We start from the raw sequence: 19,520 nt of genomic DNA on the forward strand, positions 1-19,520 counted from the left end.
ACGGAGCTGTGATGCAGGACGTCTCCTCTCTGGTGACCCAGGCCAGGGAAGGCCGGCCGCGGGCCGTGGCCCGGCTGATCTCGCTGGTCGAGGGGGCGTCCCCGCAGCTCAGGGAGGTCATGGAGGCGCTGGCGCCGCTCACGGGCAACGCGTACGTGGTCGGTCTGACCGGCTCTCCGGGCGTCGGCAAGTCCACGTCGACGTCCGCGCTGGTGACGGCGTACCGCAAGCAGGGCAGGCGGGTCGGCGTCCTTGCCGTCGACCCGTCCTCGCCCTTCTCGGGCGGTGCGCTCCTCGGCGACCGGGTGCGGATGTCGGAGCACGCCTCCGACCCCGGCGTCTACATCCGCTCCATGGCCACCCGCGGCCACCTCGGCGGCCTCGCCTGGGCCGCCCCGCAGGCGATCCGTGTGCTGGACGCGGCGGGCTGCGACGTGATCCTGGTCGAGACGGTCGGCGTCGGCCAGTCGGAGGTCGAGATCGCCTCCCAGGCGGACACCAGCGTGGTCCTGCTGGCCCCGGGGATGGGCGACGGCATCCAGGCCGCGAAGGCCGGAATCCTCGAGATCGGCGATGTCTACGTCGTCAACAAGGCCGACCGGGACGGCGCCGACGCCACCGCCCGGGAGCTGAACCACATGCTGGGCCTGGGCGAGTCCCGCGGCCCCGGCGACTGGCGCCCGCCGATCGTCAAGACGGTCGCCGCGCGCGCCGAGGGCATCGACGAGGTCGTCGAGGCCCTGGAGAAGCACCGGGCCTGGATGGAGGAGCGCGGCGTCCTGGCCGAGCGCCGCCTCGCCCGCGCCTCCCGCGAGGTCGAGACCATCGCCGTCACGGCCCTGCGCGAACGCATCGGCGACCTGCACGGCGACCGCCGCCTCAGCGCGCTGGCGGAGCGGATCGTGGGCGGGGAGCTGGACCCGTACCGCGCGGCGGACGAGCTGGTGGCAGGCCTGACGCAGAGTTGAGCCCCGGGTAATTCCGTGGCCGACTCCCCGCCCCCGCTGATACGTTGATCGACATGTACCTCCTCTTGGCATAGGGCACGCCCGGCCCGCGCACGGCACACGGTGACCGACCGCAGCCGACGCGCGGCGATCAGGCGTCCCTTTTCCGCCTCGAGTCGAGGAACTGAACTCCCGTGTCTTCCACGTCAGTTGCACGGAGGCCGTCGTATGCCGTCGTCCTCCGCATTCCGCATGCCCGCCGTACCTTCGCCGCCGCCCTGCTCGGCCGGTTGTCGTACGGCGTCGTCCCGCTGTCCGTGATGCTCGCCGTGACCCGTTCCGCCGGGTCGTACGCGGTGGCGGGCACCGTCATGGCGCTGTTCGGCGGCACCAGCGTCTTCCTGTCCCCCGCCCGCGCGGCCCTGATCGACCGGCACGGGCCGCGCCGCGCGCTCGTCCCCATGGTCGCCGTCTACGCCGGGCTGCTCGGCCTGTTGACCGGGCTGGTCTGGCGCCCGGGCGCGACCTCGCCGCTCGTCCTGGGTGCGGTGACCGCGGCGGCCGGCGCCTGCACTCCGCCGTTGGGCCCGACCATGCGCGCGGTGTGGGGCCGACTCGCCCCGGACCGTGCGCTGTTGCAGCGTGCCTACAGCCTCGACGGTGTCGCCGAGGAACTGCTCTTCGTCTCGGGGCCGTTGCTGGTCGGCGTGGTCGTCGGGTTCGCCCCGCCGGCGGCCGGGATCGTCCTCGGGACCGGCCTGATGGTGGCGGGGACCGCCGGCTTCGCGACCTCGCCGGCCCTGCGGACGATGCGCGCCGCTGCAGGGGCCGTGCGCCGGCGGGGACGCCTCCTCGGGCGGGGCGCTGTCCGGCGCGGCCGGAGCGTGCTGCGCGGAATCCTCCAGCCGGTCGTCGCCACCGCGGGCGTGGGGCTCACGCTGGGCGCGGCCGACCTGGTGGTCGTGGCCTTCGCCCAGCAGCGGCACTACGGCGACGACGCCGTGGCCTGGACGCTGGCCGCGCTGTCGGGCGGCAGCGCTGTCGGCGGTCTGCTCAACGGGGCGGTCTCCTGGCGTCTCCCGGCCCGGGTGCGGCTGCCCCTCGCGGTGGCCGGCATGGGGCTGGCGCTGGGCGCCGCCGGGCTCGCCACCGGCCTCGGCACGCTCGCCTTCGCTCTCGCGGCCGCCGGGTTCTTCGTCGCGCCGGCCCTGACCACCGCCTATCTGATCGCCGACGACGCGGCCGCCCCCGAGGCACGGGTCCGCGCCGGTGCCTGGGTCAACACGGGCGTCAACGCGGGCATCACGGCGGGCGCGGCCGGAGCCGGGCTGCTGCTGGGCGCGGCGCCGACGGCGCTGTGCTTCGCGGTGGCCGGGGCGGCGGCCCTGCTGACGGCACTGGCAACGGCGAGGGGCGGCCGTGGGCCGAGCGCCCCTCGCACGGTGCCGGAACGGGACGGCGAGGAGGCGGTGCCCGCCGTGTGACGGCAGGTCAGTCGTCGTCGCCGTCCTGGTCGTTCCGGTCGGCGTGGTCCGAGGCGTCGCGGTCCTGCATGACCTTGCCCGAGTGCGCGTCGACCCTCCACTCGCCCTTGGCGGTCTCGACGCTCCAGGCCGCCGGGCCGTCGTCGTCCAGGTCGACGTCGGTGACCGTGCCCTTCGGCGCGACGGCCAGTGCGGCCTCGCGGACGTCCACGCTCGTGCCCTTCAGGACGGCAAGGTCGTCGCGGCCGTCGTCGTCGGTGTCGCGGTGGGCGCCGAGGACCTTGCCGGTGTCGGGGGAGACCCGGACCGTGTGCTCGGCGCCGTCGCCCTTGACGACGTCCACCTCCCAGGCGCCCGCGCCGTCGTCGTCCCGGTCGGCGGCGACGGCGGTGCCCGGCGTGTGCTCAAGCGCGGCGGCGATGGCGTCGGCGGCGGTGGTGTGCGTGGCAACCGCCTCGCCGCCGCTGCCGGTGCTGTCGTCCGTCTCGGCCACGTGCACCTCCGCGCCGCCGGTGCGCGCCTCGTCGTCGGCGAAGGCGACCGCCGCACCCCCGCCGATCACGAGGGACGCGGTGACGGCGGCGATGACGATCTTGCGCTTCATGGGGGTTCCTCCCGAGTCGCTTGGGTTTCGACGGGAACCACACTCGCCGACCGACACTGAGCGGAACCTGAAGCCGCCTGAAGATCACTTCAGCTTCGGTTTGCGACCCTGATCTGCATGCGCCCGCCCGTCACCCACCACCACCCTGCTCGAGGCGCTGCGCGCCACCCCTTTCGATGCTTGATCGTCGAGGACGAACGCCGCCTCGCCCTGTCCCTGGCCAAGGGCCTGACCGCCGAGGGCTACGCCGTGGACGTCGTCCATGACGGCCTGGAGGGTCTGCACCGGGCGAGCGAGTCGTCGTACGACCTGCTGATCCTCGACATCATGCTGCCCGGCATGAACGGCTACCGCGTCTGCTCCGCCCTGCGGGCCGCCGGGAACGACGTCCCGATCCTCATGCTCACCGCCAAGGACGGCGAGTACGACGAGGCGGAGGGCCTGGACACCGGCGCGGACGACTACCTGACGAAACCGTTCTCGTACGTCGTCCTCGTCGCCCGTATCAAGGCGCTGCTGAGGAGGCGTCAGGGCTCAGGGGCTTCCCCCGTGCACGTCCACGGCGACCTCAAGGTCGACACCGCCGCCCGCCGCGTCTTCCTCGGCGACGACGAAGTCACCCTCACCGCAAAGGAGTTCGACGTGCTGGAGCAGCTCGTGGTGCGGGCCGGGGCGGTGGTGTCGAAGGCCGAGATCCTCGAGCACGTCTGGGACTTCGCGTACGAGGGCGATCCGAACATCGTCGAGGTGTACGTCAGCACGCTGCGGCGCAAGTTGCGCGCCGGGCTCATCCGGACGGTCAGGGGCGCCGGTTACCGCCTGGAGACCGAGAGATGAGGCGTCTGTTCGGCTCCGTTCGGGCCCGGGCGACCCTCGCCGCCACCCTCGTCGTCGCCGTGGCGCTGGTCGCCGCCGGGGCCGCCGTACTGCTGTCCCTGCGGTCCAACCTGCTGGGCCAGGCGGGCACGCAGGCGGAGCGCACCGCGCGGTCGGTCGCCACCGATCTGGCCGTGGGGAAGCGCTACGACGAGCTGTCCCTGGACGGGGACGAGGAGCCGGTCCAAGTCGTCGACGCCAACGGCACGTTGGTCGCGGTCAGCGAGGACCTGGAGAGGATCAGCGGCACGGACACGGACGCCGTGAAGCCGCAGCCGAGCGCATCCGCAAGCGCCGGCGACGATGCCGACGACGACGCGGACGACCACGAATCCGCCCTCGAACCCGGCGAGATCGACGACAGGACCACCTTCACCAACGGCTCCGCCACGATCGACGGCGAGAGGGCCGACTACCGCTTCGCCGCCGTACGGGTCGAGGTCGAGGGCAAGGGCCAGCTCACCGTCCACGCCGGCGCCCCGCTCTCCGCCGAACAGGGCGCCGTCCGCACCGCGCAGACGGTCATGCTGATCGGGTTCCCGCTGCTGCTCGGCGTCGTCGCGGGCGTGACATGGCTGGTCACCCGGCGTGCGCTGCGCCCCGTCGAGGGCATCCGCGGCGAGATGGCCGCGATCACCGCCTCCGAGGACCTGGCCCGCCGCGTCCCCGTCCCGGACACCCACGACGAGGTCGCCCGCCTGGCCCGCACCACCAACGAGACGCTGGCCGCCCTGGAGACCTCCGTGGAACGCCAGCGCCGCTTCGTCGCCGACGCCTCCCACGAACTGCGCAGCCCGATCGCCTCCCTGCGCACCCAGCTCGAAGTGGGCGTCGCACACCGCGGGTTGCTGGACCTGGAGGGCGCCGTCGAGGACACCGTACGACTGCAGCGCCTCGCCGCCGACCTGCTGCTGCTCGCCCGGCTGGACGCGGGGGAGCGGCCGGCCGACGCACGCTTCGACCTGGGCGCGCTGGCCCGGGAGGAGGCGGCCCAGCGAAAGGGTGTGACGCCGGACACCGTGGACACGGTGGAAGTGGCCGGATCCCGGGGCCAGTTGGAGCGACTGCTGGCCAACCTGCTCGACAACGCCCAGCGGCACGCCCGTTCGGCGGTCACCGTGTCCGTACGGCGGAACAGGGACCACGCCGTGCTCGAGGTCGCCGACGACGGGGACGGGGTGCCCGAGGAGGACCGCGAGCGGGTCTTCGAGCGGTTCGTACGGCTCGACGCCGCCCGCAGCCGCGACGACGGCGGCGCGGGCCTCGGCCTCGCCATCGCCCGCGACGTCGCCGTACGACACGGCGGCACGCTCACGGTCCGGAACGCACCGGCAGGCGGAGCCCTGTTCGAACTCCGCCTGCCGATGGTCTCGTCTGAGCGTTAGGGGCGCCCCCGCTGCCCGCGGAGGTGTTCCGCGATGGGCTTCAGGGCCTTGTCGAGTTCCGCCATGGCCTCGGGGGACAGCAGGTCGATGAAGTGCCTGCGGACGGACGCCACATGATGCGGCGCGACCTTCTGCATCGTCTCCATGCCGTGCTCCGTGAGGACCGCGTAGAGCCCGCGGCGGTCGGACTCGCAGTTCTCGCGGCGGACCAGGTTCGCGTTCTCCATCCGCGTGATCTGGTGGGAGAGGCGGCTCTTGGACTGGAGGGTGGCGGACGCGAGGTCGCTCATCCGCATCCGTACGTCCTCCGACTCCGAGAGGTTCACCAGGATCTCGTAGTCGTTCATTGTCAGGCCGAACGGCTGCAGGTCCCTCTCGAGCTGGTACGTCAACAGCCTGTTGACCTCCAGGTGGGTGCGCCAGGCGCACTGCTCCGCATCGGTCAGCCAGCGGGTGGCCGTCTCGGTCTCCATGAATGAAGTCTACCTAAAATGTTGAAATGCGAACTAGTGAGGGTGGTGTGACGTTGGCGCGCACACGTTCGACGTCACACTCCGCAGACTACCGCTCACAGCCCGAAGCGACGCTGGAGGTCCCCCAGCTGTCCGGGAAGGCGCGGTGCGCCGGGTTGCTGTGAGGGCCCTGTGAATGTACCGCCGCCACCGGGCACTCCGGGCTCGTGCGGAACCGCCCCCGCCGCCTGCTCGGCCATGAGGGTCTCGGACGACTGGAGCAGGACGGTGCCGGCTCCGACGAACTCGAACTGGTGCTCCTCCCCGGAGGCCCCGCCGAGGCCCGTCATCGCACGTAGACCGCCCATCAGGCCCGTCATGTAGCCGTGGTCGTAGTGGTGGCACGGCGACGGGCAGTCGGCCCAGCCGACGAGCGCCTGCGGGTCCACCCGGATCGGGGGTTCCATGAACACCACCGGACCGTTAGATGCGGCCACGAACTTTCCGGTTCCGATCAGTGTCAGAAAACCCGGCACGATTGATTGCTTGAGCGCGAGACTTGGCTGAAAAGCGAGCAGGTTGCCCGAGCGAATGGTCAGGTTGCCGTCTTCCAGGTCGTACGAGTTCACGTCAAACGCCCGGTCGGCGAGGAGCATCTTGCCCGAGCCCTCCGCCACGACCCAGTCGCTGGCGTGCAGAGGCGAATGAAAGGACGTACGGACAAGTCGGTCGAGTCGGCCGTGCCCGATGCCGTTGAACTCCATCGAGCCGTAGTAGGCGATCATCTTCCCCTTCTGCAGGAACCACTGGCTCCCCTTGAGCTCCACGCAGAAGGTGTACTTGTTGACGTTGTCGTCGACCGGCAGGGTCATGGGGTCGTAGACCGTCGGGCCGCCGCCCGGAGCCCCGTACATGCTCACAGCTTCTCCTCCGAGGCCTGGACGTACACCGCGCCGTTGCCGCTGAGCTCCAGCTGGAAGGCCTCGCCGGAGCCGCGCCCCACCATGTCGCGCCAGCCCAGTGCCGTGGACAGCTTGTTGCGAACGTCGCCATGGTGGGCGACGTAGGCCTGCGGGTCGACGTGGACGGGCCTTTGGGGTGTGATCGGGATCTCGAAGACGCCCCCGTGGGCCATCACCGCGACCGAGCCGTGCCCCTTGAGGGTGGTGGTGAACAGCCCCTGGCCGGTGACCTGGCCGCGGACCATGCCCATGACTCCGCCCTGTGAGCCCATGAACATCGTGCCCTGCTGGAGCGTGCCCTCGAAGGCGAGCAGGCGGTCCGCCTCCACGTAGAGCGTGTCGCCGGTGAGGTTGATGACCTGGACGTGGTGGCCGCCGTGCCCGAACAGGACCGTGCCGCTGCCCTCGACGCTCATCAGGGGCGTCGCCTCGTTGGCGACCCGACGGCCGATCATCGACATGATCCCGCCCTGGCCGCCCTGCATGTTCGGCGTGAAGGACACCTCGCCCTTGTAGGCGAGCATCGCGCCGCGCTGGCTGAACAGCCGCTGGCCGGGCAGGACCGTCGCCTCGACCATCTTGGAGTTGATCTCACGGAAGGCCATGTCACACATCCCCCGCGATCGTGTTCCGCTCGCTGGGCTGTACGTACACCAGCCCGTCCCCCTCGAAGCGGATCTGGAAGGCCTCGCCGCCGCCCTCCCCGAGGAACGTGCGAAACGTCACACCGGACTGGAAGGACTGCCGCAGATTCCCCTGGTGCCCGATGTAGGCGCCGGGGTCGACGGTCAGCGGGTACTGCGAGGTGACCCGCAGCACCACCGCCGGGCCGTCCGACATGATCGCCGCCTGGCCGTGGCCCTCGACGGTCGTCGTGAACAGCCCGTTGCCCTGCGAGGCGCCGCGCAGCCCCGTGAACGTGGTGCCGGTCCTGAGGCCGGCGTCGGTCGCGAGCAGATTGCTCGACTCCACGTACAGCTTGTCCCCCTGGAGATTGACGAGGTTGATCTCCGAGGCCCGGTCCGCGAACCAGCACGTCCCGTGCCCCTTCACCTCCATCACGGTCATCTGCTCGCCGGTGAGCCGCCGCGTCACCATGCCCCGCAGGCCCTCACCGCCACCGCTCAGCTTCTTGAAGGCCATCTGCCCGTCGTACGCGACCATCGAGCCGTTCTTCGCCTTCACGGCGTCCCCGGTCATGTCGACGGCCAGCACCTTGCTGCCTTGAAGTCGGAACATCGCCACGCTGCGAAGGTATAGGCCGGGCCGGTACGGCGAACAGGGCCTGCGGGTGGAGACGGACCCTGAACGCACCCTGAGGGCAACGGTTTGTCACAATGGGCGAACGCTTGTGCTTCCGTTCACAAAGAGCGACCTGTCTCCCACCGAAGGTGACCCGTGGACCTCAAGACCGCCACTGCCCTCCGACGCCTCCGCCTCGTCTCGGCCCCCGAGGCCGTCTCGTTCCTCCTCCTGCTGGTCTGCTCGGTCCTGAAGCGGACCACGGACTTCAACGCGGTGCCGGTGATGGGCATGGTCCACGGTGTCCTGTTCATCCTGTACGTGATCTTCTGGGCCGACGCCTGGAACCGCACCAAGTGGAGCTTCGGCACCGCGGCCCTCTACTTCGTCCTCTCCGTCCTGCCGACCGGCGGCTTCTTCGCCGAGCGCAGGCTCAAGCGCGCCGCCGAGGACGAGGTCATCGCCTCCCGCGCCCGCAAGGAAGGGGTCGTGAACGCATGATCGTCGCCTTCTCAGTGACGCCGCTGGGGGTCGGCGAGGACGTGGGGGAGTACGTCGCCGACGCCGTCCGCGTCGTACGGGAGTCCGGGCTGCCGAACCGCACCGACGCGATGTTCACCTCGATCGAGGGCGAGTGGGACGAGGTCATGGACGTCGTCAAACGCGCCGTCGCCGTCGTCGAGGAGCGGGCGCCGCGGGTGTCCCTGGTCCTCAAGGCGGACATCCGGCCCGGCGTGACCGACGGGCTCACCTCGAAGGTGGAGACGGTGGAGCGGCACCTCGCCGAGTAGAGCCTCCGCATGCAGAACCCCGGCCCATGCAGAACCCCGGCCCACGCGGGTCGGGGTTTTCTCGTGCCTACTGTTTGAGCGATCGCTCAAACAGGTGTACTTTCATGCCCAGGCTGTTTGAGCAGTCGCTCAAACCACTGGCTGACCTGGGGGATTCACATGGGCCATACGGGGCTCTACATCGAGGCGCGGATCCGCGCCGAGCTCGACGACCTCTGGACCCGCACGCAGGAACCGGCCGAGCACCAGCGCTGGGACCTCCGCTTCACCGAGATCGAGTACCTCCCGCGCGCGGAGGGCGAGCCGCAGCGCTTCCGGTACGCCACGCGCGTGCTGCCCTTCCTGACGGTCGCCGGCACCGGCGTCTCGGCGGGCGAGCGGGAGCGTCCGGACGGCACCCGCACCTCCGCGCTCAGCTTCTCCTCCCCGCACCCGCTCTCGCTGCTGGCCCAGGGCAGCGGCTACTGGCGATACGTCCCCGACGGCGACGGAGTCCGCTTCCTGACCGGCTACGACTACCGGCCGCGGTGGGGCGCGTTCGGCGCACTGGCCGACCGGGTCATGTTCCGTCCGCTCATGGGGTGGGCGACGGCGTGGTCCTTCGACCGTCTGCGGCTGTGGCTTGAGCGCGGGATCACCCCGGAGCGGGCGCGCACGAACTGGCTCCTCGAACTGCTGGCGCGGGCCCTGACGATCACCCTCGCCTGCACCGGCTTCGGCTGCGGCAGCCTGCTCCGACTGACCGGACCCTTGGCACCGCTGTTCTTCTTCGCGACTCCGCTGCTCGCCCTGGTGGCGCTCTCCCTGGCCCTCCTCGCGCCGCCGCTGGCCACCACCCCGGCGGCCCGCCGCTGTCTGCGCACACCGCCCACGCGCGTGCGTGCCCCTCGACTCCTCTGCGCCCTGGAGAGCCGGTGATGACCACGACATCGATCTTCCGTACGGTCATGGGCGCGGACTTCGAGCGCCTCCACCCCCAGCTGCAGCGCCGCTTCTCGGTCGGGCTGGCGAGCGGTGAGGCGTGCACCGGGCGGGGCGTGATGGACCGTATCTGGCACGGCCGGGCGTTCGTGAAGCCGTTCCTGGCGCTCGGGACCACCCGCAACATCCTTGTGCCGCGGGCGGGTCGGAGGGTGCCGTTCGTGATCGAGAACGTGCCGTACACCGACGGCCACGGTCGTGAGACGGTGACCTTCGTGCGCACCTTCGACCTGCCCGGCCGTGCCCGCCGTTTCGACGCCCAGATGGTGCTGAGTCCCAAGGGGGACCGGATCCTCGACTACCTCGGGACGCACCAGCACCTGGCCAGCGACCTCCACTTCCACGCCGAGCCCGACGGCTCGCTGCTGATCCGGTCCGGTGAACACCGGTTCCGGGAGGGAGTGGTGGACGTGCGGGTGCCCGAACTCATCGGTGCGACGGCGGAGGTTCGTGAGTCGTACGACGACTCCGCCGGGCGCTTCCGTATCCAGGTCCGGGTGGTGAACCGGTACTTCGGGCCGCTCTTCGGCTACGAGGGCTCCTTCGAGGCGACGTACACGGACATCCGGACCTGTGGCGTACGGCCCGGGCTGCGTCCGGTCCGCGAGGAGTCGCGCGCGTGAGTCCCGAGACGGCCAAGTCGCAGGAGACGAAGGCGAAGCTGCTGGAGGGCGCGCTGCGGGTGCTCACCGAGCAGGGCATCGCGAAGACCTCGGCCCGCACGATCGCGACGGCGGCCGGGGTCAACCAGGCGCTGGTCTTCTACCACTTCGGCTCGGTCGACGAACTCCTCGCCGCCGCCTGCCGGTACGGCGCCGAGCAGGCGGTGGCGCGGTACCGGGACCGGATGTCCGCGGTCGGGTCGCTGTCCGAACTGCTCGCCGTCGGGCGGCAGATCCACGAGGAGGAGCGCGCGGGGGGTCATGTCGCGCTGCTCGGTCAGCTGCTCGCCGGCGCGCAGACCCATGACACGCTCGGGCCCGCCACCGCGGCCGGGCTCGAGCTCTGGATCGTGGAGATCGAGAAGGTGCTGACGCGGGTGCTGGCGCAGACGCCGTTCGGGGAGTTCAGCGATCCGGCGGGGCTGGCACGGGCGGTTGCGGCGTCGTTCGTGGGGATCGAGCTGTACGAGGGTGTGGATCCGGCGGGGGCGCATGCGGCCCTGGGTGCGCTGGAGCAACTGGGCGTTCTCGTCGCCGCGTTGGAGGAGCTCGGGCCGGTGGCGCAACGGGCGGTACGGCACCGGCTTCGCCGGACGGGCCGCCGCTGACGGTGTGGCCGGGGGAGTTTCTCGCCCCCGCCGCCCCTGCCCGTCCCGTCCCCAGGGGCGCTGCCCCTTCGACCCCGCCGGGGCTGCGCCCCTGGACCCCGGCGGGGACTTCGTCCCTCGCACCCCCCCGCGGGGCTCCGCCCCGGACCCGATCGGTCTTGAAGGGGTCTCGTCCTCAAACGCCGGACGGGCTGGGTGTGGCTGAGCGGGTTCGACCCACCCACACACCCGCCCATACCCCACCCGCCTGGCCGCCCCCGGTTCGACAGCCCGCCGTATGTCGACTTTTGTGTGAAGTGACCGGTATTCATTCCCAGCTCACGCTTCATCACTGGAGGGCGCCGTGCGGTCGGAGGGCTACGAATACGACCCCCACAGCCGACTCGCCGGACCGCTCACGGAAGCGACCGGTGCGTCGTACCGGGTTCAGTACACCTCTCTCCTGTCCCGCGAGCCGCACGCGATACGAGCCGTCGCCCTGATGACCCTCGCGCCGCTGCTGACCGGCGTGCTCCTCGTCTACCTCGTGTGGCCCTCCCACTGGGTGGAGCGCGACGGCGGTCAGGAGTGGATGGTCGGGCTCGACGTCACGATGCTCGTCGCGATCGGGCTCATCGAGCTGTTCATGGTCGTCAACGTCGCCTCCGTCGCGCACGCCACGATGGTCGCCCGCGACCCCCTCCCGGTCGCCCCCGAACCCGGCACCCGCGTCGCCTTCCTGACGACGTACGTCCCGGGGAAGGAGCCCTTGTCCATGGTCCGCGCCACTCTCGAGGGCGCCGTGCGGATCACCCACCCCGGGCACCTCGACGTCTGGCTCCTCGACGAGGGCGACGACGAGCAGGTCAAGGCGGTGTGCGCGGAGCTCGGCGTCCGGCACTTCACCCGGCGCGGGGTTCCCGAGTGGAACCGGCCCCAGGGTGCGCACAAGGCCCTGACCAAGCACGGCAACTACAACGCCTGGATCGCCAAGCACGGGGGCGAGTACGAGTTCTTCGCCTCCGTCGACACCGATCATGTTCCGCTGCCGAACTTTCTTGAGCGGATGATGGGTTACTTCCGGGACCCCGATGTGGCCTTTGTGGTGGGGCCTCAGGTGTACGGCAACTACGACGAGCATCCCGTCACCAAGGCCGCCGAGTCGCAGCAGTTCCTCTTCCACGCACTGATCCAGCGGGCCGGCAACCGCTACCGCTCACCCATGTTCGTCGGCACCAACAACGTCGTACGGATGGCCGCCGTGCAGCAGATCGGCGGGCTGTACGACTCCATCACCGAGGACATGGCCACCGGGTTCGAGATGCATCGGCGGCGGAATCCCGACACCGGCTGCTTCTGGCGGTCCGTCTACACGCCCGACGTGCTCGCCGTCGGTGAAGGGCCCGCCTCCTGGACCGACTTCTTCACGCAGCAGCTGCGCTGGTCCCGGGGGACGTACGAGACGCTGCTCAAGCAGTACTGGAAGGGGCTGTTCACCATGCCCCCGGGGCGTCTCTTCTCGTACAGCCTCATGCTCGTGTACTACCCGATGACCGCCGTCAACTGGCTGCTCGGCAGCCTGAGTTGCTTTCTCTTCCTGTGGTTCGGGGCCTCCGGCACGGAGGTCTCCGTCTCGGTGTGGCTGATGCTCTACAGCGACGCCGCCGCCCTGCAGATCGGGCTGTATCTGTGGAACCGGCGGCACAACGTCTCGCCCCACGAGCCGGAGGGGTCCGGCGGTCTCGCCGGCATGGCCATGTCCGCGCTGTCCGCGCCGATCTACCTCAAGTCCTTCTGCGAGGCGCTGCTGCGCCGGCCCAGCCGGTTCGTCGTCACCCCCAAGGGCGCGGACGCCAGTGCCGACCGGCTGCTCACCTTCCGTATCCACCTCCTGTGGGCGGGGTTCCTCGCGGCCTCGCTGGCCGTCTCGGTCGTGCTCGACCACACCCATGCGGCCATGCGTACCTGGGCGGTCCTCGCCATGGCGATCGCCCTGTCGCCGGTCGCGGTGTGGTGCTCCGAGCTGCTGAAGGATCGGTGGGAGCGGCGGGCCCTGCACCGCACCGCGGAGGTCGTCGAACCCGCGGAGCCCGTCCTCGCCACCGGCGCCGTCGGCTCCCAGGCCTCCGGCTGCCCGCTGCCCGACTCGCCCATGTCCGGCTCCTCGATCTCCGGCTCCCCGACAGGAGGCGACTAGCGCCATGGCCCACCGGCTGTCCCAGAAGACGAAGAAGACCGTCCTCGGCATCGGGGGCATGGTGCTCCTGGCCGGCCTCAACGCGCCGGCCGCACTCGACTTCGCCGAGGAGCAGTACTACGCGTACAAGATCGCCCAGCCCGAGTACCGGGCGAAGTACGGCTCCTGGAGCCGGGTCGACATCCCGAAGCGCTACCGGACCAATGCCATCCACGCCGCGCTGCTGCACACCGGCAAGGTGCTCATCGTCGCCGGATCGGGCAACGAGCAGAAGAAGTTCAACGCCGGGTCCTTCGACACCGTCCTGTGGGACCCGAAGAACAACACCTTCAAGAAGATCCCGACCCCGGCCGACTTCTTCTGCTCCGGTCACGCCCAACTCCCGGACGGCCGCCTTCTCGTGGCCGGCGGCACCGCCCGCTACGAACTGCTCGGCGGCGAGGTGAAACGGGCCGGCGGCGGCATGCGCGTCAAGAACGAGAACCCCGTGAAGGCGGTCCACCTGAGGAAGGGCACCCGTTTCCGGTCGCCCGGCGGCCTCGAGTACGTCAGCCAGTTCGACGTCACCGTCCCGAAGGCGCAGCAGCGTGCGGCAAGGGCCCCCCGCGGCGCGACGCAGCGCCGGCCGGCCCAGGTGACGGCCGGCGAGGCGCGCGTCTTCGTCGAGGCCGCCGAGAAGGGGGCGAGGTCGGTCGCCGACGCGGGGTCGCAGTACGCCGTCGTAGGGCTGAAGGGCAGGGACGCGAAGAACACGTACGGGCTGAGCGAGCGGATCACCCTCGACAAGGAGGACTTCCAGGGGATCCGCGCCGCCTACGAGTTCGACCCCCGGGCCGAGCGGTACGTGCCCGTCGAGCCGATGAAGAAGGCCCGTTGGTACCCGACGCTCGTCGGCCTGGAGGACGGACGGGTGCTCGCGGCGTCGGGCCTGGACGAACTCGGCGTGATCGACCCCGGGGACAACGAGATCTACGACCCCCGGACCAAGAAGTGGTCGTTCGGTCCGAAGCGGTACTTCCCCACGTACCCCGCCCTCTTCCTCACAAAGGGCGGCACGCTCTTCTACCCGGCCTCCAACGCCGGTTACGGTCCCGCCGACCAGGGCCGCGAGCCGGGCCTGTGGGACCTGCGGACCAACACCTTCCGGAAGGTCCCGGGCCTCAGGGACCCGCAGCAGACGGAGACCTCGTCCTCGCTGCTGCTGCCGCCCGCGCAGGACCAGAAGGTGATGATCCTGGGCGGCGGAGGCGTCGGCGAGTCCAAGAAGTCGACCCCGCGCACGGCCGTCGTCGACCTGAAGAAGGACAACCCGGTCTTCCAGGACGGCCCCGAACTCCCGCAGGGCACGCGGTACTTGAACAGTGTGATCATGCCGGACGACACGGTGTTCACCACCAACGGCTCCGCGGACTACCGCGGCCGCAGCGCCAGCAACATCTTCAAGGCGCAGTTCTACGACCCGAAGGGCAACGCCTTCCGCGAGGCGGCCGCGCCCACCGTCGGCCGCAACTACCACTCCGAGGCGCTGCTGCTGCCCGACGGCCGGGTCGCCACCTTCGGCTCCGATCCGCTCTTCGACGACCAGCAGAACACCAAGCTCGGCCACTTCGAGCAGCGCATGGAGGTCTTCACACCGCCCGCGCTGCACAGGAACGGCAAGGACCGTCCCGTACTGGACGACGGCCCGCAGGAGCTGGACGGACGCCGTCGCGCGACCTTCCGGACCGACCACCCCGAGCGGGTGGTGAAAGCCCGGCTCATGCGGCCCAGCGCGGTCACCCACACGACCGATGTCGAGCAGCGGTCCATCGAGCTCGGCCTGACCAAGGACGCGCACTCGGTGACGGTCGACGTACCGAGCGACCCGACCCTGGTTCCGCCCGGCTGGTACATGCTGTTCGTGACGGACGCGCAGGGCACGCCGTCCGAGGCCAGGTGGATCCAGGTCAGGTAGCCGACTGGTCCTTGGAGTTGCGCGCCAGCTCCAGGGCGTACTCCGGCCACCACTGCCCGGCGGCCGGCCCGCCCTCGCACGTCCCGTCCGACTCCCCGGGCCGCTTGATCCACAGATAGGCGTCCAGGGCGGGCTCGCCGGTGTCGGTCGTCGGGCGGGTGCCCAGCGCTCGGCCCGGCGGGTTGCACCAGACGCCGGGCAGCGGGCCGTTGCCGTTGCGGCTGGTGTCGATGACGTAGTGCTTGCCGCCGAGATCCTCGGAGAGCCTGCGGCCGTAGTCCTTGGTGCGCTCGTTCGTCTGGAAGTTGGAGACGTTGAGGGAGAAGCCGTCGGCCTTCTCGATGCCCGCCTTCTTCAGCGGGTCGACCAGGTTCCAGGGGTCCTGGATCCAGGCCGGGTTGCCCGCGTCCAGGTACACCTTGGTGTGCGGCTGCTGCTTGAGACGGACGATCGCCTCGCTCAGCAGCTGCTCCCGCTCGTCGTGGTACGCGTCCGGAGTGCAGCCGTCCACGATGTGCGAGACCGCGTCCGGTTCCAGGACGACCAGGGCCTTGCCGTCGCCCAGCGCGTCCGCGAACTTCCCGATCCACGACCGGTAGGCGGCCGCGTCCGCCGCGCCGCCCGCCGAGTGCTGGCCGCAGTCGCGGTGCGGGATGTCGTACGCCACGAAGAGCGCCGTACGTCCCTGCCCGCTCGCGGCCGCGGCCGCCGCCTTCACTTCGGGGCCCGGGTCGACCTCGCCGGCCGGCCACAGCGCGACCGGCTCGTCGGCGATCCGGGCGAGCAGGTCGGCGTCCTTGGCGCGGCCGTCCCGCCGGTACGTCTGGATCTGGGTGGCGGCCGGGCCGTCCGGGTCGACCCAGAAGACCGGGGAGACGGTGCGGCTCGCCTTCTTCGAGGCGGCGCCCGCCACGGATGCCTCGTCGACGTCGGACGCGGACGAGCAGCCCGCCGCGAGCCCGAGGACCGCGAGAGCCGCGAGGGTGTGGATCAGCCGGGGCATGCTGCTCCCTTGGGCGGAGGTGACGTTCGATGACAAATCGGAATGATCGTCTGAAATCGTGTCACAAGGGAGTTGGAGCGGCCGGAATCGACATGGCTGCGGCGATCGCCCGTGGTCAGCCGTCTCCCGAGACCAGCGCGATCCCCAGCGGCGTCCGCTCGTACAGGACCTGATGGCCGTAGCGCCGCGCGGTGAGCAGTCCGGCGTCGCGCAGCAGGGTCAGATGCGCGGACACGGACGACGGCGCGAGACCCAGGCGGTGCGCCAGCGCGCTCGTCGTGGCGGGTTCGTCGAGCGCGCCGAGCACGGCGGCCCGGCCGCGCCCGAGGAGTCGTACGAGAACGTCGGGGGTGCGGCCCGCGGGCTCGGCCCACAGGCCGCCGATGCCGCGGGCGGGGTAGGCGAGGGTCGGCTGCCAGGGCGGCTCGAAGGTGCTCACGACGTCCGGCCAGATGAAGACGCTGGGCATCAGGACCAGGCCCTGCCCGTCGAGGTGCCGCTCGTGCTCGCCCCTGAACTCCACGGTCAGCGTGCCGGAGTGCCAGCCGAAGCGACGGCTGATCTCGGGCAGCAGCCCGCCGAGGCCGACCTCGGCCAGCCGCCGCGAGTGGAAGGAGACGTCGGCCTCCAGGAGGGTGCGCAGTCGGGGCCAGTCCGGGGCGACGAGCGTGCGCCAGGCCTCCTCCATCGCGTCGGACAGCTCCCGGATCATGCGGGCCGGGTCCGCCAGCCACCTGCGGCCCTCGGGCGAGTCGAGGGCGCCCGGGGTGTCCGCGAGAGACTTCGCCGTGTCCGCGCGGGCCGCCTCCGGGTAGCTCGCCCGTACGGCGGCGATCTCCTCCTCGAAGGTGGCGGCCGGTCCGATCGGGGGCGGGCAGAGCCAGTCGGGACAGTGACCGCGCCGCGGCATCAGCAGCCACAGACCGGTGAGGTCGAGCGAGCTTGCGGCCCTGCCCGTCCGCCGCAGCCAGTGCGCGTGGTACCCCTGCCGCTCCGGCCGCTTGAGCATGCGCACGACCTCCTGCGTCTCCCACAGCGGGGACACGGCGAAGCGGCACCGGAGGAAGTCGTCCTCCCCGAAGTGCAGACGCGAGGGCATGACCGCCCCTCCTCCGTAATATTCGGTTGCAGCCGAAACTCTACGGCGGCCGGTGCGCGCGCGTGCACGCTGCCGTCATGCCGGACGAACCCGAGGGCACCACGACCCTGCCCGCCCCCGCTCCTCCCGCCGACGGCCGCTACCTCGACGTCTTCGCCGTCCGCGAGTTCCGCGCCGTCTTCGCCGCCCATGCACTCTCGCTCCTCGGCCTGATCGTCAGCGAGATCGCCCTCTCCGTCCTGGTCTACGACCTCACCGGCTCGCCCCTGCTGAGCGCGCTCGCCTTCGCGCTGGGCTTTCTGCCGTACGTCGTCGGCGGGACCCTGCTCGCGGGGGTCGCCGACCGCTTTCCGGCCCGGCGCGTGCTGGTGGTGTGCGACCTGGTGTGCGCGGGATGCGTGGCGCTGATGGTGGTGCCGGGCACGCACATCGCCGTACTGCTGGCCCTCCGCTGCTGCCTGGCCGTCGTCGCGCCGGTGTTCCAGGGGACGAGGACGGCCACTCTCGCGGACATCCTCGGCGACGGCGATCTGTTCGTGCTCGGCCGCTCCCTGCTGCGGATCGTGTCGCAGAGCGCGCTGCTGGTCGGGTTCGGCCTGGGCGGCCTGCTGCTGATCGTCGTGTCGCCGCGGCATGCGCTGCTGATCACGGTCGGCACGTTCTGCGCGTCCGCCCTGCTGCTCCGCTTCGGCACCCGCCGCAGACCCGCGCGCGCCAACGCCGGAACCCGCCTGGTGCGGGACTCCCTGGCGGGCGCCCGCCAGGTCCTGGCCGACCGCCGAGTCCGCGCCCTGCTCCTGCTCTTCTGGGTCCCGCCGATGTTCTCCGTCGCCCCGGAGGCGCTGGCCGCCCCCTACGCCCACGACCTGTCCACCGGCTCCGTGGGACTCGGCCTCCTGATGTGCGCGCTGCCGGTGGGCACGATCGCCGGCGAGCTGTACGCGGGCTCCCGGCTGCGCCCCGCCACCCGCGAACGCATGGCGCTCCCCCTGGTCGTGGTCACGCTCCTCCCGTACGTCGGCTACGCCCTCCACCCCGGCCTCGCGGCGTCGCTGGCCCTTCTGCTGCTGTCGGGCGCCGGGTCGGCGTACACGCTGGGCCTGGACCAGTGGTTCGTACGGGCCGTGCCGGAGGAGCTGCGCGGCCGGGCGATGACCCTGCTCACCGCCGGGCTGATGACGATCCAGGGGGTGGGAATGGCACTGGCCGGTGTCGTCGCCGAGTTCGCCGGAGTGGCCGCGACGGTGGCGGGTGCCGGGGTGCTCGGCGCGGGGTGCTGCGCCCTGCTCGCCTGGGAAGCGGACCGGACCCGACCGAAAGACGAGACGGGGCTGACCACCATGTGACCGGCCGGTAAGGTCAGTGGCGTGCCGAAGCCGCTCAGTCTTCCCTTCGATCCCATCGCCCGCGCCGACGAACTGTGGAAGCGGCGCTGGGGAAACGTGCCGTCGATGGCGGCGATCACCTCGATCATGCGCGCGCACCAGATCCTGCTCGCCGAGGTCGACGCGGTGGTCAAGCCGTACGGGCTGACGTTCGCGCGGTACGAGGCGCTGGTGCTGCTCACCTTCTCCAAGGAGGGTGAGCTGACGATGTCCAAGATCGGCGAACGCCTGATGGTCCATCCGACGTCGGTCACCAACACCGTCGACCGCCTGGTGAAGTCGGGCCTGGTCGCCAAGCGCCCCAACCCCAACGACGGCCGCGGCACCCTCGCCTCCATCACCGACAAGGGCCGCGAGGTCGTGGAGGCAGCCACCCGCGACCTGATGGCCATGGACTTCGGCCTGGGCGTCTACGACGCGGAGGAGTGCGCAGAAATCTTCGCAATGCTGCGACCGCTTCGGGTGGCGGCGAGCGATTTCGACGAGGAGTGACCCGGGCCAAGATCTCCCGGAACGGGCGGTTACGCTCGACGGCATGAAGAAGAGCGTGCTGACCCGCTACCGCGTCATGGCCTACGTCACCGGTGTGCTGCTGATCGTTCTCACCCTGGGTGTGATCGCCAAGTACGGCCTCCACCTCGACGGCGCCGACGACTTCACCCGCATCGTGGGCATCGCGCACGGCTGGCTCTACGTCGTCTACCTCGTCTTCGCCTTCGACCTGGGCTCCAAGGCGAAGTGGCCGGTCGGCAAGCAACTGTGGGTGCTGCTTGCAGGAACGATTCCCACGGCCGCTTTCTTCGTCGAGCGCAAGGTCAGCCACGAGCTCGAGGCCAAGGTCGCCGAGGAGTCACCGGCGGTCGCCAAGGCGTAACCCGCCGCCGCACTGGTACGCGTCCGGCGGTCCCC

General features: G+C 71.0%; 21 protein-coding genes. 14 read left to right on the top strand and 7 right to left on the bottom strand.

Annotation, left to right across the window (positions count from 1 at the left end; translation table 11 throughout):
* Nucleotides 1-11: 11 nt before the first annotated feature.
* Together meaB and ABZ880_RS20855 are read left to right on the top strand one after the other, a co-directional pair.
* On the top strand, nt 12-968 hold the full coding sequence (gene meaB / locus ABZ880_RS20850) for a methylmalonyl Co-A mutase-associated GTPase MeaB (protein ID WP_361264829.1): 957 nt from the start codon (nt 12-14) through the stop codon (nt 966-968).
* A gap of 173 nt (nt 969-1,141) precedes the next feature.
* A complete protein-coding gene (locus ABZ880_RS20855; RefSeq protein WP_361264832.1) occupies nt 1,142-2,431 on the top strand; it encodes an MFS transporter in 1,290 nt (429 codons plus the stop codon).
* A 7-nt stretch (nt 2,432-2,438) separates the two neighbouring features.
* Here ABZ880_RS20855 and ABZ880_RS20860 read toward each other — a convergent pair whose 3' ends face one another.
* Nucleotides 2,439-3,035, bottom strand: a complete 597-nt coding sequence (locus ABZ880_RS20860) for a PepSY domain-containing protein (protein ID WP_361264836.1) — start codon at nt 3,033-3,035, stop codon at nt 2,439-2,441.
* Nucleotides 3,036-3,215: 180 nt separating this feature from the next.
* Here ABZ880_RS20860 and ABZ880_RS20865 point away from each other — a divergent pair, with 180 nt between their 5' ends.
* Together ABZ880_RS20865 and ABZ880_RS20870 are read left to right on the top strand one after the other, a co-directional pair.
* Nucleotides 3,216-3,872 (top strand): response regulator transcription factor, encoded by a 657-nt coding sequence (locus tag ABZ880_RS20865; RefSeq protein ID WP_361264839.1) that lies wholly within the window; start codon nt 3,216-3,218, stop codon nt 3,870-3,872.
* Nucleotides 3,869-5,296, top strand: a complete 1,428-nt coding sequence (locus ABZ880_RS20870) for a HAMP domain-containing sensor histidine kinase (RefSeq protein WP_361264842.1) — start codon at nt 3,869-3,871, stop codon at nt 5,294-5,296. Before ABZ880_RS20865 ends, ABZ880_RS20870 begins: the two co-directional genes overlap by 4 nt.
* Here the strand turns inward: ABZ880_RS20870 and ABZ880_RS20875 are convergent.
* From ABZ880_RS20875 to ABZ880_RS20890, 4 genes are all read right to left on the bottom strand, one after another.
* The gene (locus ABZ880_RS20875; RefSeq protein WP_232652354.1) at nt 5,293-5,769 is read right to left on the bottom strand and encodes a MarR family transcriptional regulator; all 477 of its coding nucleotides are present in this window, start codon (nt 5,767-5,769) and stop codon (nt 5,293-5,295) included. The two genes, ABZ880_RS20870 and ABZ880_RS20875, sit on opposite strands and share 4 nt — an antisense overlap.
* 95 nt (nt 5,770-5,864) lie before the next feature.
* Complete coding sequence (locus ABZ880_RS20880) at nt 5,865-6,662, bottom strand: AIM24 family protein (protein WP_361264996.1); 798 nt, start codon at nt 6,660-6,662, stop codon at nt 5,865-5,867.
* 2 nt (nt 6,663-6,664) lie between these two features.
* The gene (locus ABZ880_RS20885) at nt 6,665-7,315 is read right to left on the bottom strand and encodes an AIM24 family protein (RefSeq protein WP_361264845.1); all 651 of its coding nucleotides are present in this window, start codon (nt 7,313-7,315) and stop codon (nt 6,665-6,667) included.
* 1 nt (nt 7,316) lies between these two features.
* A complete protein-coding gene (locus tag ABZ880_RS20890) occupies nt 7,317-7,949 on the bottom strand; it encodes an AIM24 family protein (RefSeq protein ID WP_361264999.1) in 633 nt (210 codons plus the stop codon).
* Between the two features lie 159 nt (nt 7,950-8,108).
* Here ABZ880_RS20890 and ABZ880_RS20895 point away from each other — a divergent pair, with 159 nt between their 5' ends.
* The 7 genes from ABZ880_RS20895 (at nt 8,109) to ABZ880_RS20925 (ending at nt 15,124) form a co-directional block, all read left to right on the top strand.
* Nucleotides 8,109-8,453, top strand: coding sequence for a DUF3817 domain-containing protein (locus tag ABZ880_RS20895; protein ID WP_361264848.1), 345 nt, complete (start codon nt 8,109-8,111; stop codon nt 8,451-8,453).
* The gene (locus tag ABZ880_RS20900; RefSeq protein ID WP_361264851.1) at nt 8,450-8,743 is read left to right on the top strand and encodes an MTH1187 family thiamine-binding protein; all 294 of its coding nucleotides are present in this window, start codon (nt 8,450-8,452) and stop codon (nt 8,741-8,743) included. Before ABZ880_RS20895 ends, ABZ880_RS20900 begins: the two co-directional genes overlap by 4 nt.
* A gap of 159 nt (nt 8,744-8,902) precedes the next feature.
* Nucleotides 8,903-9,661, top strand: a complete 759-nt coding sequence (locus tag ABZ880_RS20905) for a hypothetical protein (RefSeq protein WP_361264854.1) — start codon at nt 8,903-8,905, stop codon at nt 9,659-9,661.
* Entirely contained in the window at nt 9,661-10,347 is a 687-nt protein-coding gene (locus ABZ880_RS20910; protein ID WP_361264857.1) for a DUF4166 domain-containing protein, read from the top strand. Before ABZ880_RS20905 ends, ABZ880_RS20910 begins: the two co-directional genes overlap by 1 nt.
* Nucleotides 10,344-10,994 (top strand): TetR/AcrR family transcriptional regulator, encoded by a 651-nt coding sequence (locus ABZ880_RS20915; RefSeq protein WP_361264860.1) that lies wholly within the window; start codon nt 10,344-10,346, stop codon nt 10,992-10,994. The genes ABZ880_RS20910 and ABZ880_RS20915 overlap by 4 nt, the downstream gene beginning before the upstream one ends.
* A gap of 343 nt (nt 10,995-11,337) precedes the next feature.
* Nucleotides 11,338-13,170 carry a cellulose synthase catalytic subunit gene (locus tag ABZ880_RS20920; protein WP_361264863.1) on the top strand — a complete coding sequence of 611 codons (1,833 nt, stop codon included), beginning with the start codon at nt 11,338-11,340 and terminating at the stop codon, nt 13,168-13,170.
* Nucleotides 13,171-13,174: 4 nt separating this feature from the next.
* On the top strand, nt 13,175-15,124 hold the full coding sequence (locus ABZ880_RS20925; RefSeq protein WP_361264866.1) for a kelch motif-containing protein: 1,950 nt from the start codon (nt 13,175-13,177) through the stop codon (nt 15,122-15,124).
* Here ABZ880_RS20925 and ABZ880_RS20930 read toward each other — a convergent pair.
* Both ABZ880_RS20930 and ABZ880_RS20935 read right to left on the bottom strand, forming a co-directional pair.
* The gene (locus ABZ880_RS20930; protein WP_361264869.1) at nt 15,117-16,127 is read right to left on the bottom strand and encodes a glycoside hydrolase family 6 protein; all 1,011 of its coding nucleotides are present in this window, start codon (nt 16,125-16,127) and stop codon (nt 15,117-15,119) included. The genes ABZ880_RS20925 and ABZ880_RS20930 overlap by 8 nt on opposite strands.
* 115 nt (nt 16,128-16,242) lie before the next feature.
* Nucleotides 16,243-17,226: a DUF5937 family protein gene (locus tag ABZ880_RS20935; RefSeq protein WP_361264872.1), complete on the bottom strand. Its 984-nt coding sequence runs from the start codon at nt 17,224-17,226 to the stop codon at nt 16,243-16,245.
* Between the two features lie 77 nt (nt 17,227-17,303).
* On the opposite strand from ABZ880_RS20935, the gene ABZ880_RS20940 reads away from it, so the two are divergent.
* The 3 genes from ABZ880_RS20940 to ABZ880_RS20950 are packed head-to-tail and all read left to right on the top strand — an operon-like array spanning nt 17,304 to nt 19,485.
* On the top strand, nt 17,304-18,572 hold the full coding sequence (locus ABZ880_RS20940; protein WP_361264875.1) for an MFS transporter: 1,269 nt from the start codon (nt 17,304-17,306) through the stop codon (nt 18,570-18,572).
* 21 nt (nt 18,573-18,593) lie between these two features.
* Complete coding sequence (locus tag ABZ880_RS20945; protein ID WP_361264879.1) at nt 18,594-19,103, top strand: MarR family transcriptional regulator; 510 nt, start codon at nt 18,594-18,596, stop codon at nt 19,101-19,103.
* Between the two features lie 43 nt (nt 19,104-19,146).
* Nucleotides 19,147-19,485: a DUF3817 domain-containing protein gene (locus tag ABZ880_RS20950; RefSeq protein ID WP_361264882.1), complete on the top strand. Its 339-nt coding sequence runs from the start codon at nt 19,147-19,149 to the stop codon at nt 19,483-19,485.
* The last annotated feature ends 35 nt before the right edge of the window (nt 19,486-19,520 follow it).

The organism is Streptomyces sp. NPDC047043 (genome assembly GCF_040644055.1).
GTDB lineage: Bacteria > Actinomycetota > Actinomycetes > Streptomycetales > Streptomycetaceae > Streptomyces.

What these genes read in the sequence shown, in the direction of transcription:
- meaB (WP_361264829.1), top strand. Translation starts at nt 12, where the DNA reads ATGCAGGACGTCTCCTCTCTGGTGACCCAGGCCAGGGAAGGCCGGCCG.
- ABZ880_RS20860 (WP_361264836.1), bottom strand. Translation starts at nt 3,035, where the DNA reads ATGAAGCGCAAGATCGTCATCGCCGCCGTCACCGCGTCCCTCGTGATC.
- ABZ880_RS20870 (WP_361264842.1), top strand. Translation starts at nt 3,869, where the DNA reads ATGAGGCGTCTGTTCGGCTCCGTTCGGGCCCGGGCGACCCTCGCCGCC.
- ABZ880_RS20875 (WP_232652354.1), bottom strand. Translation starts at nt 5,769, where the DNA reads ATGGAGACCGAGACGGCCACCCGCTGGCTGACCGATGCGGAGCAGTGC.
- ABZ880_RS20880 (WP_361264996.1), bottom strand. Translation starts at nt 6,662, where the DNA reads ATGTACGGGGCTCCGGGCGGCGGCCCGACGGTCTACGACCCCATGACC.
- ABZ880_RS20885 (WP_361264845.1), bottom strand. Translation starts at nt 7,315, where the DNA reads ATGGCCTTCCGTGAGATCAACTCCAAGATGGTCGAGGCGACGGTCCTG.
- ABZ880_RS20890 (WP_361264999.1), bottom strand. Translation starts at nt 7,949, where the DNA reads ATGTTCCGACTTCAAGGCAGCAAGGTGCTGGCCGTCGACATGACCGGG.
- ABZ880_RS20900 (WP_361264851.1), top strand. Translation starts at nt 8,450, where the DNA reads ATGATCGTCGCCTTCTCAGTGACGCCGCTGGGGGTCGGCGAGGACGTG.
- ABZ880_RS20905 (WP_361264854.1), top strand. Translation starts at nt 8,903, where the DNA reads ATGGGCCATACGGGGCTCTACATCGAGGCGCGGATCCGCGCCGAGCTC.
- ABZ880_RS20910 (WP_361264857.1), top strand. Translation starts at nt 9,661, where the DNA reads ATGACCACGACATCGATCTTCCGTACGGTCATGGGCGCGGACTTCGAG.
- ABZ880_RS20925 (WP_361264866.1), top strand. Translation starts at nt 13,175, where the DNA reads ATGGCCCACCGGCTGTCCCAGAAGACGAAGAAGACCGTCCTCGGCATC.
- ABZ880_RS20930 (WP_361264869.1), bottom strand. Translation starts at nt 16,127, where the DNA reads ATGCCCCGGCTGATCCACACCCTCGCGGCTCTCGCGGTCCTCGGGCTC.
- ABZ880_RS20935 (WP_361264872.1), bottom strand. Translation starts at nt 17,226, where the DNA reads ATGCCCTCGCGTCTGCACTTCGGGGAGGACGACTTCCTCCGGTGCCGC.
- ABZ880_RS20940 (WP_361264875.1), top strand. Translation starts at nt 17,304, where the DNA reads ATGCCGGACGAACCCGAGGGCACCACGACCCTGCCCGCCCCCGCTCCT.
- ABZ880_RS20950 (WP_361264882.1), top strand. Translation starts at nt 19,147, where the DNA reads ATGAAGAAGAGCGTGCTGACCCGCTACCGCGTCATGGCCTACGTCACC.